Source organism: Sphingomonas sp. (assembly GCF_030145815.1).
In the GTDB taxonomy this organism is placed as follows: Bacteria; Pseudomonadota; Alphaproteobacteria; order Sphingomonadales; family Sphingomonadaceae; genus Sphingomonas.
In genome coordinates this window covers 1-14822 of sequence record NZ_JAIXHL010000009.1, presented here as the reverse complement: position 1 = coordinate 14822, position 14822 = coordinate 1, and the positions used below count along the sequence as shown (strand labels likewise).

Annotated in this window: 12 protein-coding genes; 5 read left to right on the top strand and 7 right to left on the bottom strand. The window is 63.5% G+C overall.

Translation table 11 applies throughout. The annotated features are described in order from the left end of the window. Positions 1-254: 254 nt before the first annotated feature. The 4 genes from KYX69_RS09475 to KYX69_RS09460 form a co-directional block, all read right to left on the bottom strand. Positions 255-674, bottom strand: a complete 420-nt coding sequence (locus tag KYX69_RS09475; protein WP_066672075.1) for a hypothetical protein — start codon at positions 672-674, stop codon at positions 255-257. Positions 675-686: 12 nt separating this feature from the next. Further along, complete coding sequence (locus KYX69_RS09470) at positions 687-1622, bottom strand: zincin-like metallopeptidase domain-containing protein (protein ID WP_066672077.1); 936 nt, start codon at positions 1620-1622, stop codon at positions 687-689. A gap of 153 nt (positions 1623-1775) precedes the next feature. Beyond that, the gene (locus KYX69_RS09465; RefSeq protein ID WP_300496478.1) at positions 1776-3767 is read right to left on the bottom strand and encodes a ParB/RepB/Spo0J family partition protein; all 1992 of its coding nucleotides are present in this window, start codon (positions 3765-3767) and stop codon (positions 1776-1778) included. A gap of 613 nt (positions 3768-4380) precedes the next feature. Further along, positions 4381-4833, bottom strand: coding sequence for a MarR family winged helix-turn-helix transcriptional regulator (locus tag KYX69_RS09460; RefSeq protein WP_066672083.1), 453 nt, complete (start codon positions 4831-4833; stop codon positions 4381-4383). A gap of 75 nt (positions 4834-4908) precedes the next feature. Here KYX69_RS09460 and KYX69_RS09455 point away from each other — a divergent pair, with 75 nt between their 5' ends. Both KYX69_RS09455 and KYX69_RS09450 read left to right on the top strand, forming a co-directional pair. Continuing rightward, complete coding sequence (locus tag KYX69_RS09455) at positions 4909-5793, top strand: alpha/beta hydrolase (RefSeq protein ID WP_066672084.1); 885 nt, start codon at positions 4909-4911, stop codon at positions 5791-5793. Next, a complete protein-coding gene (locus tag KYX69_RS09450; protein ID WP_066672086.1) occupies positions 5790-6203 on the top strand; it encodes a hotdog fold thioesterase in 414 nt (137 codons plus the stop codon). The genes KYX69_RS09455 and KYX69_RS09450 overlap by 4 nt, the downstream gene beginning before the upstream one ends. 31 nt (positions 6204-6234) lie before the next feature. Here KYX69_RS09450 and KYX69_RS09445 read toward each other — a convergent pair whose 3' ends face one another. Both KYX69_RS09445 and KYX69_RS09440 read right to left on the bottom strand, forming a co-directional pair. Then, positions 6235-7830 carry an AarF/UbiB family protein gene (locus KYX69_RS09445; protein WP_300496473.1) on the bottom strand — a complete coding sequence of 532 codons (1596 nt, stop codon included), beginning with the start codon at positions 7828-7830 and terminating at the stop codon, positions 6235-6237. Beyond that, a complete protein-coding gene (locus KYX69_RS09440) occupies positions 7823-8299 on the bottom strand; it encodes a MarR family winged helix-turn-helix transcriptional regulator (protein ID WP_066672090.1) in 477 nt (158 codons plus the stop codon). The genes KYX69_RS09445 and KYX69_RS09440 overlap by 8 nt, the downstream gene beginning before the upstream one ends. A gap of 121 nt (positions 8300-8420) precedes the next feature. On the opposite strand from KYX69_RS09440, the gene KYX69_RS09435 reads away from it, so the two are divergent. The 3 genes from KYX69_RS09435 to KYX69_RS09425 are packed head-to-tail and all read left to right on the top strand — an operon-like array spanning position 8421 to position 12600. After that, the gene (locus KYX69_RS09435; protein ID WP_066672098.1) at positions 8421-9548 is read left to right on the top strand and encodes an HlyD family secretion protein; all 1128 of its coding nucleotides are present in this window, start codon (positions 8421-8423) and stop codon (positions 9546-9548) included. Positions 9549-9554: 6 nt separating this feature from the next. After that, complete coding sequence (locus KYX69_RS09430; protein ID WP_300496469.1) at positions 9555-11111, top strand: MDR family MFS transporter; 1557 nt, start codon at positions 9555-9557, stop codon at positions 11109-11111. A gap of 7 nt (positions 11112-11118) precedes the next feature. Next, positions 11119-12600 (top strand): efflux transporter outer membrane subunit, encoded by a 1482-nt coding sequence (locus KYX69_RS09425; protein ID WP_066672093.1) that lies wholly within the window; start codon positions 11119-11121, stop codon positions 12598-12600. Positions 12601-12919: 319 nt separating this feature from the next. Here the strand turns inward: KYX69_RS09425 and KYX69_RS09420 are convergent, their stop codons facing one another. After that, a complete protein-coding gene (locus KYX69_RS09420) occupies positions 12920-14659 on the bottom strand; it encodes a strawberry notch C-terminal domain-containing protein (protein ID WP_300496772.1) in 1740 nt (579 codons plus the stop codon). Positions 14660-14822: the final 163 nt, after the last annotated feature.

The following is a 14822-nucleotide window of genomic DNA, read 5'->3' as shown; positions in this document are numbered from 1 at the left end:
ATGGCCGCGGCAGCGAGAGCCCGTCAGGGCCAGCTTCAAGGCCGGGCTCCGCACCCGGAGGGGAAACCCGCATCGCCAGGCTGGCGCGGGCCGGAACGGGCCCGCAGGGACCGGGCCAACACGGGCCTGGCGAGGCCGGGTTGCGGACCCGGCCGGCTGGCCCAGGGCCTCTCTTGCGTGGCGCGTGCCACGACTGGAGGAAGCGGGCGCCCGCAATGGAAAGGGGCAGGGGCGTCGCTTTTCCCGCCCCGGGGTCAGGCACGCTTGCGATAGACGGCTTCACCGTTCGACATGCGTCCGAGGCAGTCGTAGTCGCCGAACAGGTGGTCGAAGCGGCTGGCGATCTGGCGGAGCCAGCGTTGTGCTCGCGGCGACCGGGCAGTCCTGCAGTCAGCATCCCAATAGGCGCCGTCGTCGCGCTCGGCGATCCACACCGCGACGAGGCCACCGTAGATCGAGACGCCGAAGTCGGCATAGGCGTTGCGCAGCAGGATCCGATCCTCGCGGCCCCGCCAGGCGTCGTGCTGCAGGAGCGAGGGGAAGGCGGCCGCCGCGCGCTCCGTGAGGTCATCGCGCAGCCATTCGTATTCGAGCTCCCAATCCTCGGCGCGCTCGACCTCGAGGACGGTGAAGGCGACAATGGCGCCGTTGGGATAGCTGACGGATCGGCTCATGGTGCCCTCCCTTCAGGCGGCCAGCGCGTCGTCGCCGGGCTCTTCGGCCACGGCGGTCTCACGGCCGCCGAGCTTCAGGAGAAGGCTCGACGCCTCCTCGGCCCGGGCCGCGGCGGTCAGGATCGCGCGGTCGTCTTCCCTGAGCAGCTTGAGCCAGTGGTCGATGTAGCTTGCGTGGCTGTCGAGATGGGCCACGGGAAGACCGAGTTCAGCTCCGAGCATGGCGCTCGAAAGCTCGGCGACGAGCTCTTCGGCCGCGTAGGCGGCCGAGCCGAAGCGGTTCCTGAGGTCCCGCCCGAGGCGGGTCGAATGACCCGTCCAGTGCGAGAGCTCATGGGCGAGCGTCGCGTAATAATGGTCGAAACCCGAAAAGAGGTGCGACGGTGGCATCGTGATGCGATCCGCGACGGGCTCGTAATAGGCCTCGTCTCCCTGGTGCCGGAGTGCCGCCGGAATGCCCGCGAAGAAGGCGTCGAGTTCGCGCTTGCGCCCCTCCGGCTCGACGATTTCGATGGCCCCGGCCGGATGAAACCGCGTGGGCAGGCCGTCGACCTGAGCGGCGTTGAAGACCGGATAGGCCTTGAGGACGCGCCGTGTCTCTTCGCCCGGTTCCCAGGCATCGCCGCATTCCACTTCCTTGACGTAGCTCTTGTAGAAGATGGCGATCGTCGATTTCTCGCCCTTGCGGACCTGTCCTCCGAGTTTGTTCGCCTGGTTGTAGGTCATCCAGAAAGGCGAGGCGTAGCCGCACATGTCGGCGACCATCCACAGCCAGAACACGTTCATGCCGCGATAGGGCGTGCCGCAGGCGCGCAACGGGCGCGAGACGGGCAGCCCCCGCCAAGGCTTGATCCAGGGCCGGGTGCCGGCCTCGAGACGGGCAATGATCTCCTGGGTGATGCGGGCGGCGGGGGACTGCCCGCCAGGCTGGGACTTGCGAAAAGCCATGCTGGGTCTCCTGATCGGGCCGGCCGGAGCGTTCGCCGGCATCGCCGCAGACCCGCGCGCTTCCTCTTCTCTCGGTCCAAGCAAGAAGCGGCCCCCTGCGCGAAGGCTGGGGACCGCTTCGCCGGAACGAGTGGGCTGCCTGTCAGGAGGAGGTCAGGCGGCCAGCTCGTGCGGGGTCTGGTGGTCGTCGCCGACCTCCGAGACAGCGTCTTCGCCGAGACAGGCCTCCGCCTCCGGCTCGCTGGGCGAGGAGTTCGCGAAGCGCATGACGTCCGGCACCCAGGCGAGCGCCCGCTCGCGAACGTCGGCCTCGGTGATGTACGTCCCGGCAAAGACGCGCTCGGCGCTCGCCGCAAGGTCGGCCTTCTTGACCGAGGCAAAGCGGGCGGAGAGCTCGGCCCCGCCGACATCGGCGAGCGCGTCGAGGATCACCTGCTTCGACACCCGGTCGAAGTAGTTGGCGGCGGTGGGCCGCCACCACTGGGCGGTGTCGATCCCGATCAGGGAGCCGAGATGGTCCTGGAAGGCAATCCGCCGTTCCCCGGCCATGTTGAGGCTCGCCTCGAGCGTGCGCGCAGTGACGAAGCCGAGCCACGCGGCCCGGTCTTCCTCCGAGAGGAGCCGGAACGCGTCGAAGCGCGCAGCGGCGTCCTCGCCGGAGCGCCAGCTCTCGTCGAGTCCGGTCCGGAGCTCAGCGAGGGCGGCGGTCGCGGGCGCATCCTTGGCCTCGAACCCGACGATCGGACCAGCCGGCGCGCCGCCCCGCAGCGTCGTAGCCGAACGCGAGCGCCAGTCGTGGGTGTCGGCATCGGCAAGCGTGAAGACCATGAAGTCGAGCGCAAGGCCGGGTTCGGAAGCCATATGAAGCGCAAGCACGTCGCGGCGCTGCATCGCGAGCTCGTCGACGAGCCGCTTCGACAGAGCCGAGCGCCGACGGCCTTCGCCGCCATCCCCGGCAACGATTTCAATTTCGCCGTCCTCGGCTTGGCCTTCGACTTTGCGCTCGCCGTAGAAGACCGGCTGGAGCACCGGAGTGCCGTCGCGCGACAGGGTCAGGATCATTCCCGCCTCCGTCTTGAGTTCCGGCGCGAGCACGGGCGGGCGACTCCGGATCTCCTGGCTCTCGCGTTCGATCGCCTCGAGCGCCGCTTCGGCTGCCGCCACCGCCTCCTCGGCGCTTTCCTCGTCTTCGAGGATCGCGGCGTGCTCGTCGTAGGAGGCGTCGAGGTCGTCGAGCCGGGCGATTTCCGCCTCGGTCAGCGGCGCAGGCTCTGCGGGGAGCCGCACGAGTCCGCTGACAAGGTCGTGGCTGGCGTAGGTATCGAGGGTCGGCTTGACCCAGGCAAGCCCCTGCTTGGCGGCGACCGCCCTGGCGTGCTCTTCCATGCGCGCCTGGGCCAGGCTTTCGAGCAGGGCCACGTCCACCCAGGATTCGCTGTCGTCGTCGTCGAACAGCTCGCGCTCGAGGCGGCCGCCGGCCGCGACATAGGCGTCGCGTCCGACGAGCCGGGCGCGCGGATCGCTGCCGCGGACCGTGCCCGAAAGCACCATGCGACGGATGCTGTCCGGGCTGGGAGCGTAGTAGGACGAGGTGACCTGCTCGAACACGCGCGCCTGGATCTCCTGGTCCGAAGTCGCGCCGAAGGCCTTGGCCATGTCGAGGGTGATCTCGCCCGAAGCCAAGGCCTCGAAGACAATCGGAGCGAGCCGCGCAAGGCGCAGCCGGCCTTCGACGAAGCGGACGGTGAGACCGAAGCGACGCGCGACGTCCTCGGTCGACGCCCCGCCTTCGACAAGCGAGGCAAATGCTTGTGCCTCGTCGGCCGGGTTCATTGCGAGACGGTGGAAGTTCTCGGCGAGGCTGGTCTCGACGGCCGCCTCGTCGGCATCCTCAAGCACGAGGCAGGTGACCGCATGGTCGCGCGGAAGCAGCCTGTCGGTGACCAGAGCCAGCATCGCGCGGCGACGGCGTTCGCCCGCCTCGACCTCGAACTTGCCCTTGGCGGCTGGCCGCACGATGAGATTCTGCAAAAGGCCGTGGGCAGCAATGCTGGCCTTGAGCTCGACATCGGCTGCGGCGTCGGCATGTCGGCGCACATTCCGGGGCGACTGAAAGAGCTTGTTCAGCGGGATCGCCTTGATCATGGGGACTTCTCCTGACTGCGAGCCCGGCACGCCGACCATCGACGACCTCGGGGCTCGATCAGGGGCAAAGCCCACTCTCCTCTATTGGACTGCTTTGGGGCCTACTGGAGACTGGCGGCTCGCAGGAATTCGAAGCGATGGCGCGGACTTTCTAGCCCGAAATCTCATACAACCATCGGCCACTACGGCATCGCCGCCTCCGCAAGCAGCATTGCTACGTCGCAAGATACACCCGCCAAATCGATGCCGTGAAAGTCTTCGACAAGCTCCGCGCTAAAACTGCGGTGATACGCCTTGCAGGGGATCGTCAGCAGCAGCTCGAAGGTAGCGATATCCCTGCCAACCCTATGGCCGGAGCTAGCCCGCGAATTCACTGAGAGACGCAGCGCCGATAGTCGAACATCGGGTACGTCCCGTATGCGCCGAGTAAGCCAAATGCGAATTGCAGGAGTGGCGCGTCCCGCGAAGGCAGCTCATCACGTCACGCGAACACGGGAGTCGCCGTTGCCATCCACAATCGCCACAATCCGAACCGGTTAGACGAATGTACTCGCGGGCGCTCTACCAATACGAGGGATCTTTTCGGATCGAGTGGATGCGTGCGTCGCAACATCTAATCCTCGAGATTTCCTAACATTGTTTTGAATAGAATTTTCAGTGGCAGTAGTTCATGGCTCGATATGCCAGATAGCAGGCGCGAGTAAATCGCATCTGCTTCATGCCGCAGAAATGGAAGTATCTCGATTGCCCGTGGCAGCAGATGAAGTGTCCATACCCGGCGATTGCCTTTAATCGAGCGCCGTTCGACATATTTGGCCTTTTCAAGCTGATCGATGACATGCCCTACGCTGGCGCGCTCGAGTTCGAGGCATTTGGCGAGTTCGGTCTGAGTCAGTCCTGGCGAGCGGAAAATGTAGGCAAGCGCGCGCCATTGGGTGCGGGACAGGTCCATTTTGGCGGTTGAGGCGTCGAACAGCTTGCGCAGCTTGCGTGGGACTTCCTCGACGAGAAAGATAATCTCGTCAGTTTCGGTCAGGTAACTGTCCCGGTTGATTTCCTTCGCCATTCGACAAGAGCCATAGGCGACAAGCTGCCTACTGAATAGTCTTTACTGTAAGACATCTTACAGTAAGAAATCCTCATGGAAGGTGACTCGATCAAGCTGCAAGGTCAGACCGGCCATGCCATTGCCGCCACCATCGAAGGCGCAGGCGATGGAATGCCGGTCATTCTCGCGCACGGCGGCGGGCAGACCCGACGTGCCTGGAAAAGAATTTCGACCCTGCTCGCCAGCCACGGCTTTCGCACCATCGCCATCGATCTGCGCGGTCATGGCGATAGCGATTGGGCCAGCGACGGAGCCTACGACATTGCCGACTTCGCCAGCGACCTAGTCGCCATCGCCGCCGGGCTGGATCGCAAGCCAGCGCTGATCGGCGCGTCGCTGGGGGGGCTGGCCGGAATAGTCGCCGAAGGGCAGCTTTCCCCCGGCAGCTTCGCCTCGCTGACGCTGGTCGACATTACCCCGCAAATGGAAGCAACCGGCGTTGCGCGGGTTGTCGGCTTCATGGCCGCCCATGCGCGCGAGGGCTTTGCCTCTGCGAACGAAGCCGCGCGCATCATTTCCGAATATCTGCCGCATCGCCCAAGCCGCAAGGCATCGGCGGGCCTTGCCCACTACCTCCGCCAGAAGCCCGACGGGCGCTACTACTGGCACTGGGATCCCGCTTTTATCGATGGAGTGATGCGTCGCCATGCGCAGAACGGCGATCTGGGCGATCACGGGAGGAGCGAACTCAGCAAAGCCGCCATGAACCTCGCGCTTCCAGTACATCTGGTCAGGGGCGGTTCGAGCGATCTCGTCTCGCCGGAGGCGGTGGCGCATTTCCGGAGATTGGTCCCACATGCCGCCTATAGCGACATTGCCGATGCCACGCACATGGTGGTCGGCGACCAGAACGATGTCTTCGGCGCGGCGATTGCCGACTTCCTGATCCGAACTCATGCCGCGAGCGATGCAAGATGACTAGCCGCACCGAGAGGCCCGAACTCGCCGAACTCCGCAAGATGCTCCACATCGCGCCGTTTCACCGCTGGCTCGGCCTCGATATTGTCGATTTGACCGAGCGGGAACTGGTCCTCGAAATGCCGTGGCGGGACGAGATCGTCTCCAACCCGATGATCGGGTCGGCGCATGGCGGCATCTTGTCGGCGTTGATCGACCTGACCGGACTCTACACCGTCAACGCGCTGGGCGGCACCGCACGGGCGACCGCCGACCTTCGCGTCGATTTTCACCGTCCTGCCACCTCCGGTCCACTGCGCGCAATTGGCAGTCTCGTCAAACTCGGCAAGAAATTGAGCGTCGCGGAGACCAAAATCGAGGATCGGACGCAGCGACTGCTCGCAAGTGGCCGGGGTGCCTATGTTGGCTGATTCGGCAATTCTGGACGATATCCAGGCGTCTTCATTTCCGACGAAACCATCCGACTGCGATTATCGCAGTCGAGAGAAATGCGCATGCTCCGGCCAGCGTTGGCTGTCCCTCTGATAGAATGGCTGCCGCGATAATAAGGGCAGCAGAAATGACATGATGACCAGCGAGAGGCCGATGGCGACCGCCGCTCACCAGAAACTCTAGATCCCGGCGGTCGAGGCTGATCGGCAACCGGCCCGATCGCACGATCTTCTCCAGCTCTGACACGAGTTCGGGGGCATTCAGCACTGCCCGCCCCAAAAGCGCGGCCGTGCGACGCGCCTTGTCACGCAGTTCTCCAAATCCGACGCGTTCGCGAAGCAATTTCCTAGCGATCGGGGCCAGTTCCGCGCCGATGTCGAACCGGGGGTCGATGCGCCGCACGAAACCTTCCGCCGTAAGCAGCGTGCGCAACATCAACGCGAGGTCTGGAGGTAGCGACAGCTCGAACTCCCGCAACAGGCGGAACACGTCGGAGAACACCTCGCCGAGATCGATCTGGTCAAGCACCGACGCCTTAAACCGATCAATCAGTCCCGCAAGTGCACGGGCGAGTGCTTCGCGATCGACGGGAGGGTCGCCGGCCCAACGCAGGAGAATGCGTGCCAGAGTGGCCGTGTCTTCACCCGCGATCGCGAGCGAAAGGTCTACGAGTTCGTCGCGGCGATGAGGCAGCAGTGTCCCGACGGCGCCGAAGTCAATGAAGATGACGGTGCCGTCCGTTTTGATCAGGATGTTGCCGGGATGGGGATCCGCATGAAAACGACCGTTGATCACGATCATTTGCAAGACGGCCTGGGCGTAGGTTCGCGCCACTTGCGCCATGTCGATGCCCGCGGCGCGCGGCTGCTCCAGCTCGGTCGCAGGCAGGCCATCGACCCGCTCCTGAATATTGATGCTCCTTCCGGTGGCCTCCCAATCAAAGCGGGCCGTCTCCACGCCGAGACCGGCCAGGAATGCGCCAATCTCGTCGCTGGCGTTCCCTTCCGCTGAAAGATCCATCTCGCGGTCCAGGCTCTCGGCAAAGAACCGCAGAAGTTCATCGGGGCGCTGGCGGGCGATCGCGGGATTGACCCGCTGCGCCAGACGGGCAAGCCGCCGGAGCAGACGAAGGTCGGCGTCCACGATCTCCTCGATACCGGGGCGCCTGATCTTGATGATTACAGGAGCGCCATCCCTGCGCACTGCGGCGTGGACCTGCGCGATGGACCCTGCAGCAAGCGGCGTCTCGTCGAAGTATTCGAAATAGTCGGAGACCGGCGCGCTCAATGCCGCTTCAAGCGAATGCTGAACTTCGGCAAATGGCACGGCCGGGACTCGATCTTGCAGAGTCGCGAGCGCAGTGGTCCATTCGGGTGGGAGCATGTCGCTCCGCATTGCCAGAACCTGGCCGAACTTGACTGCGACAGGGCCGATCTCGCGCAGTGCAGAAACGACCGCGTCGGGTCGCGGAGGAGCCACATCCCCGCGGCTCCGCCCGATCCCGAGACTTGCCGAAAGGCCGTTCAGACCGTGTCTTCCAAGAATGCCGATCACCTGCGCCAGACGGCGACTATCGCTCAATGTCGGAACAGGCGGGTCAGGCATCTGCGAGCAGTCCACGTGCGTTTGCGCTCATGATTGCCAACACGTCGGCCAGAGCATCTTTCTGTGCTGGGGACACCCCTGCCCATAACTTCTCATGTGTCGCGTCAGCGGCGCTCCTGAGTTCGGGCAGGATGTCCTCAACCTTCCTCGTCAGGTCGAGCTGCCAGGCCCGGCCATCGCTCCTGTCGCGGCGACGGATGATGTATCCCTGATCGCATAATGCCGTGACAGCGAGACCAACAGTAGCCGACTCGAGTTCGAGCTGCCTGGCGATGTCCGATTGATTTAGCGACGGATCCTTAATGAGCTGGGCCAGCACCCTCCACTGAGTACGGTTCAGCCCCATGGGCTGGGTGCGTTCGTCGAATGCTCTTCGTGCCGCCCGGCTGATTTCGTCCATCAGGAAAATGGCGCGATCATCGTCGTTTACGATGCTTCCGAGATTGGGGCTCGTCGTCTGGCCAGTCATAAACGGCAGGCTACCTTGAGGCTGGAATTAGTAAAGGGCTTTCATATATGCGTGAAAAGCCTATGTGGCGCGGACGCGTCAGGGGCGCAGCTACGGAGTGCGAAGGCATATGGCCGAAGACATGGGACAGGCAATCGACGCCGAAGTCGATAACGAAAAGGATAAACCCAAGGCGCTCTCCAACCCAAAAGTTCGGCGCGGTCTGGTGCTCGCCGGGCTCCTCGTACTCATCGCGGCCGCTATCTGGTACTACCGGAATGAGACATACGGACAGTATCAGCAATCGACCGACAACGCCTATGTTGCGGCCGACAGCGTGGTGGTCGCGCCTAAAGTGGCCGGATATGTCGACCGCGTGCTGGTCACGGAAAACCAGCCGGTGAGGGAAGGCGACGCGCTCGCTCAGCTAGACATTCGCGACTACCGCGCGCAGTCGAACCAGGTCACTGCGCAGATTGCCGCGACACTGGCGGGCGCAGACACGGTTCGCGCTCAGCAGCGCGAACAGGATGCCGCGATCGATCAGGCCCGCGCCCAACTGGCGGCAGCCACGGCGCAGGCGGCGCTCGCAGGGGAACAGGTCGCCCGCTATCGCCCGCTTGCTGCGACCGGAGCCGAACCTCGAGAAAAGTTGGACCAGCTACAGGCGCAGGCCCGTGAAGCGCAGGCTCAAGTTGCGGCGGCGAGAGCCGGGCTTCTGGCTGCGCAGAGGCGACTAGGTACTCTAGGCGAGCAAATCCAACAGGCTAATTCACAAGCGAACGCCGCGCGCGCGCAGCTCGAAGCCGCGCGTCTCAACTTGTCGGCGACAACGCTGCGCGCGAGCATCACTGGGCGGGTCGGCGATTTGACGGTTCGCGCCGGCCAATACGTTCAGCCAGGGCAACGGCTCATGAGCGTGGTCCCGACTGATCGGATTTATGTTACCGCGAATTTCAAGGAAACCCAGCTTGGTTTGATCCGGCGCGGACAGCCGGTCGCTCTGGAGATCGACGCACTTCCCGACCTCGAACTCGAGGGGCGAGTTGAAAGCATCGCACCCGGGACCGGTGCCGAGTTCTCCATCCTCCCGCCGCAGAACGCCACCGGTAATTTCACGAAGATTGTCCAGCGGATCCCCGTTCGGATCTCGATACAGGCGACGCCCGAGGTCCGGCGCCTGCTGGTGCCGGGCATGTCGGTGGTGGCAACGGTCGACACCCGCGGCGCGAAGGGCGAACTCAACGCGCTCAGCGCGCGGGCGCGCTGACCAACGATGGAAGCGGCATCGCCGACACGCATCGCCGGTTCTTCCGAGCGCGCCGACGCAACCGCATGGATCGCGGTGGCTGCCGGTGCACTGGGCGCAATGCTGGCGACGCTTGACATCTCGATCGTCAATTCGGCGCTGCCCACCATCCAAGGCGAGATTGGTGCGACCGGAACGGAAGGCACCTGGATTGCGACTGCCTTTCTCGTTGCCGAAATCATCATCATCCCGCTGAGTGCTTGGCTGGAGCGGCTTCTCGGACTTCGGACCCTGCTGATCATAGCGGTGAGCGCGTTCACCGCGTTTTCCATCCTCTGCGGCATCGCGACAGATTTAACCACAATGATCATCGGGCGCGTCGGCCAGGGCTTTATGGGTGGCGCGCTTATCCCGACCGCGATGACGATCGTCGCCAAACGGCTGCCGCCATCGCAGCAGCCTATCGGAATGGCCTTGTTTGGCATGACGGTAATCCTCGGCCCAGTCATGGGACCGTTGGTCGGCGGGTGGCTGACCGAGAATCTGAGCTGGCACTATGCCTTCTTCGTCAACGTCCCGGTCTGCGCCCTGCTTCTCCTGTTGCTGTTTATCGGCCTGCCGCACGAAAAGCCGGACTGGGTCTATCTACGAGAGGCGGACTGGGCAGGCATTCTGGGAATGATCCTCGGCCTCGGCGGCTTGACGGTGGTACTGGAGGAGGGACACCGCGAAGAGTGGTTCGAATCCGCGATGATCATTCAGCTCACGATCGTCGCGGTCGTGGGGTTCGCGCTGCTGACTTACGGCCAGCTCTACGCGAGAAAGCCCGTATTGAAGCTTCGTCTGATGTTTAGCCGGCAATTCGCAAGCGTGGTCGTCATGGCCCTAGCGCTCGGTATGGTGATGTATGGATCCACTTATGTGATCCCTCAATTTCTGACGATCATCTCCGACTACAATGCTTTGCAGACGGGCCTCGTGATCTTCTGGATGGGCGTGCCCGCCTTCCTGATGATGCCCTTTCTGCCGTTCATGATCCGTAGGATTCACATCCGTATCGCCGTGGGAGCCGGGATGCTGATCATGGCGCTCAGCTGCTTCATCTCGATCAGCCTGACAGCCGAATCGGGCGGCGGCGTCTTCACCGAAAGCCAGTTCCTGCGCGGCATCGGGATGATCCTGACGATGATGTTCCTTAACCAGGCGACCGTCGCCTCTGTTGCCAAGGAAGATGCGGGGGACGCTTCGGGGATCTTCAACGCCGCACGCAATCTGGGCGGGTCTTTCGCCCTCGCCGGGCTCGCCTCGTTTCAGGACCAACGGCTCTGGCATCACAGCAGGCGGATGGAAGAAACGCTCAACGCGAATGGCAGTCGTTTGCAGGAGTACCTCGATGGTCTCGCTGCGTCGCTGGGCAGCCCGCAGGCGGCCCTGCAAACGCTTTCGGGCACCATCCAACGCGAGGCCTTCGTCATGACCTACAACGATGTGTTCTTCGTCATGGGGGCGATCACGCTCGCAACCGTTCCACTTGTGATGTTTCTTCGGGCGCTGCCCAAGAACGCCTCACTTTCGATGCATTGAGATATTCATGCGCAAGCTGATTCCGCTCCTTTCCACTTTTGCTCTTCTCGGAGCATGCACAGCCGGTCCCGATTATGCCGGACCGCCTACGATCAAGACGGTTGGGGCCGATGGCTTTCTGCGTGCAGGTTCCGATGTGGATCCGCAAGCGCCGCTCGCTAGCGACTGGTGGTTGCTGTTGGGCGATCCCGTGCTCAACGACCTGGAAGCACGCGCGCTTGCTGGAAATCCCGGCGTCGCCGCCGCGCGTGCTAGGATCGACCAGGCGCGCGCCTCGCTGCGCCAGGAACGTGCGAACCGGCTTCCGTCGGTCGCCGGCCAGGCAACCTCGATCCAGGCCAAGATACCCGGACTCGACCTGCAGAGCGGCCCACCGGCCGGAACGCCGGGGACGCCCAGCCAAACCGAGGAAGAGGACACGTTGAGCGTCTATAACGTGGGGCTCAATGCGAACTGGGAAATAGACTTCGCCGGAGGACAGAAGAGGCGCATCGAAGCCGCCAATGCTCAGGCCGCCGCGAGCGTGGCGAACGCGGAGGATGCGCAGGTCCAGCTCACGGCGGAAATCGCGAGGGCTTACGTGGGTCTCCGGGAGGCCCAGGCGCGGCTCAACCTTGCCGAGCAGCAGCGCCAATTGCAGCAGCAGACCCTTGAGCTGACTTACCAGAGGTACACGCAGGGCGCTCTTGCGTTGTTTCCCGTCGGCAACGCAAATGCCGAACTCGAACTTTTGAAGTCGCAGATCGCGGAAGCCACCGCGGATATCGCGGTCCTGAAAGACACCTTGGCGGTTCTCACCGGGGAAGCACCCGGCAGTCTCGACCAGCTATTGTCGAATGCCTCGGCCATCCCTCTCCCGCCGGCGCGCGTGGCCGTGGGCGACCCTGCCGCGCTGATCGCCCGAAGGCCCGACATTCGCGCCGCCGAGCGGACGCTTGCGGCAGCCAATGCCCGGATCGGAGTGGCCGAAGCGGCTCGATTCCCGAAGCTTTCCTTCATGGGCATTCTTGGCCTCGGAGGCACGCAGCCCGATGACATCTTCGATCTTGGCAATCTCTCGGCAATAGCCTTGCCGCAGTTGCAGTGGAACCTGCTTGATTTCGGGCGTACCGCAGCTTCGATCGACCAGGCCGAAGCCGGGCGGGAAGAGGCGTTGCAGCGTTATCGCGAGATCGTTCTGCGCGCGTTCCAGGACGCGGAGCAGTCGCTCGCCCGATTTGGTCAGCAACGCGCCAACGTTGCTGCTCTCGCGCAGATCAAGCGGCAGGCCGATACGGCCGCCGACCTCAATCAACAGCGATACAAGGCCGGTGCGATCTCCCAGACGGACCTCAATACCTCGTTGCGGCAACGCCGGCAGGCGGAAGCGGACTTGAACCGGTCTATGGCCGCCATGACCAACAGCTGGATAGCGATTCAGAAATCGCTGGGCCTGGGTTGGAGCGAGCCGGTAACGACGCCGGCTGTTGCGGACCGCGAAGGCAACTGAACCAACCGGCGAGATGTCTCGGCGGCATGGCAGGGCACAATTGAACCGCTGACTGAGGATCGCGAGCGTGAAGCCTGGTTAACAGAAGGAGAATGCGACAGGAGCTAGGCGCGATATTGCGTAATCTCAATTGCCTTCCGCCCACGTCTGCTGGTGCAGCTCCGTTCCGGACGTAACGCGCAAGACGGTTGCCACGTACGACGGAGTGGCCATGTCTTTCATTGCTGCCCAAAGACCTGAAATAGTTTTTATCTGCTTTTGGCTGCTGTCAGATCAAACACTAACCTCTTAGATAAGGGCGCAGAGCCGCCGCGAATGTTCATCGTCGTTTGCTTTCGAGCCTCGAAATAATGGCCACTCCCTCAGCGCGCGGCACAAAAAGTCGTGTCTGGTACCGAATGATCTCGGTGAAGCAGCCATGCGCCTTGTACCAGTCAAGCCGGGCTGCGCTCCATCCCGTCAGCTCGAGCCGCTGACTGCCGTTCACGAGGCTCCGCTTCAGGGTGATCTGCTCTGGGCCGGCCAATTGTATCGAGCGACCCGCCGTGAGAACGGCCTGCATGGTCTCGTCGGCGGAAAGATTATGGCCAACCTCTAGGCCCAGAGCGCGGCAGAGTTCGGGAACGCAGTGGAGCGGGATCTCGCGACCGAGCAGCGACCTGCCATCTCCGGCGCAAATCCTGCTGACGCGCACATGATCGGACGGAAGCTTGTCCCAGACCGGCAGCAGCAGGCCGGTCGCGAGATGGAGCCGCTCGCGCTTGAGGCTCGATGCCGCCTCGTCGGCTTCGGCCTGCCACAGTCGGCGAAATTCGTCCTCATCAAGAGGCTCCCAGCTGCTCTCATCCAACTGGTCGGCGGTGAAATACTTCCGCTTTAGCGGACGTTGCATTTCGAACCGCGCTATCCGCTCGCCCTCGTCACTCAGCAGGCTGCGCGCCGGCACAAGTAGGGCAACCCGGCCCGAACGGGAGTTGCGCAACTGCCGATGACCGAGGCTGCTAACGCCGTAGAGTTGGTCGAGCCTCGATAGTGTCAGCGGGTTCAGAGCTCGGGCGATCTCCAGCTCGAGGAGGTGCGTCGTCGCCCCCGACACGGCATCGGTGCGAAGCACAGTATCGGACAGTACCTCGAAGCTCTCGACCGCGATGGTTTCGACCCCGAGATCGAGCGTTCCCGCTTGCCGGGCCGCGTCGACCCGCGCTTCGACAAGGCCGAGAAACTCGTCGAAGATCGCGTTCTGCAGCGCGATCGGCAGGGCCAAGATGCGGTTGAGCCAGCGCTGGATCGTCGGCAAGTCGTCAACAATGCCGCCGTCGGGCCCTTCAATCCGCAATCCTGTCAATTTCTGGAACTTCGCCAATCCCACTGCCTCGAGCTTTCCGATGAACAGGAGCCCGAACCAGCGGGTGAGGGCTTCCTTCGCGTAACTGCTCTCCAGGTTGTCGGCGGGATCGAACAGATTCTGTCCACCGGTCTGGCGCTGTCCACGCGTGAGCGCGCCAAGGCTATCGAGGCGGCGGGCAATCGTGGAAATGAAGCGCCGCTCGCCACGCACGTCGGTAGTCACCGGCCGGAACAGCGGCGCCGAGGCCTGGTTGGTGCGGTTTGTGCGGCCCAGCCCTTGGATCGCCGCGTCAGCTCGCCAGCCTGGCTCAAGCAAGAAGTGGACCCGCCGAGCCCGGTTCCTGGCCCCAAGATCGGCATGATAGCTGCGGCCCGTCCCTCCGGCGTCGGAAAAGACAAGGATACGCTTTGCGCCATCCATGAAGGCCTGGTTCTCGGCCAAGTTGGCGCGCGGGCTTCGCGACTGGAGCTTCTGTCGCCCGTTGGGACCTAGCACGAGCCGCCGGCTCCGCCCGGTCACCTCGGCGACCTGCTCAATGCCGAACCGTTCGATGATCGCGTCCAGCGCGGTTGCGATTGGCGGCAGCGCGCAAAGCTGCTCGATCATTTGGTCGCGCGCAACCAGTGCCGAGCGGCACAGGACCGGCCGACCGTCGTCGTCAATCATCGGCTTGGAGCGGGGATTTCCGTTCTCGTCGGTGAACACCGCCATCAGGCGAACCGGGAAGCTCTTTGCGAGATAGTCGATGACATATTCTTTGCAGTCGCAGTTTATGTCGAGCGTGGTGGCGGGAGGCGCAGGTTTCCTTCGGTTTTCCATGATTTCACTCCAGATATTATGAGGGTTAGAGAGAGTGTTCGAAGACGGGTCAGGC

What these genes read in the sequence shown, in the direction of transcription:
- KYX69_RS09450 (WP_066672086.1), top strand. Translation starts at nt 5,790, where the DNA reads ATGACTAGCCGCACCGAGAGGCCCGAACTCGCCGAACTCCGCAAGATG.
- KYX69_RS09425 (WP_066672093.1), top strand. Translation starts at nt 11,119, where the DNA reads ATGCGCAAGCTGATTCCGCTCCTTTCCACTTTTGCTCTTCTCGGAGCA.
- KYX69_RS09440 (WP_066672090.1), bottom strand. Translation starts at nt 8,299, where the DNA reads ATGACTGGCCAGACGACGAGCCCCAATCTCGGAAGCATCGTAAACGAC.
- KYX69_RS09470 (WP_066672077.1), bottom strand. Translation starts at nt 1,622, where the DNA reads ATGGCTTTTCGCAAGTCCCAGCCTGGCGGGCAGTCCCCCGCCGCCCGC.
- KYX69_RS09465 (WP_300496478.1), bottom strand. Translation starts at nt 3,767, where the DNA reads ATGATCAAGGCGATCCCGCTGAACAAGCTCTTTCAGTCGCCCCGGAAT.
- KYX69_RS09445 (WP_300496473.1), bottom strand. Translation starts at nt 7,830, where the DNA reads ATGCCTGACCCGCCTGTTCCGACATTGAGCGATAGTCGCCGTCTGGCG.
- KYX69_RS09460 (WP_066672083.1), bottom strand. Translation starts at nt 4,833, where the DNA reads ATGGCGAAGGAAATCAACCGGGACAGTTACCTGACCGAAACTGACGAG.
- KYX69_RS09430 (WP_300496469.1), top strand. Translation starts at nt 9,555, where the DNA reads ATGGAAGCGGCATCGCCGACACGCATCGCCGGTTCTTCCGAGCGCGCC.
- KYX69_RS09475 (WP_066672075.1), bottom strand. Translation starts at nt 674, where the DNA reads ATGAGCCGATCCGTCAGCTATCCCAACGGCGCCATTGTCGCCTTCACC.
- KYX69_RS09435 (WP_066672098.1), top strand. Translation starts at nt 8,421, where the DNA reads ATGGGACAGGCAATCGACGCCGAAGTCGATAACGAAAAGGATAAACCC.
- KYX69_RS09420 (WP_300496772.1), bottom strand. Translation starts at nt 14,659, where the DNA reads ATGGCGGTGTTCACCGACGAGAACGGAAATCCCCGCTCCAAGCCGATG.
- KYX69_RS09455 (WP_066672084.1), top strand. Translation starts at nt 4,909, where the DNA reads ATGGAAGGTGACTCGATCAAGCTGCAAGGTCAGACCGGCCATGCCATT.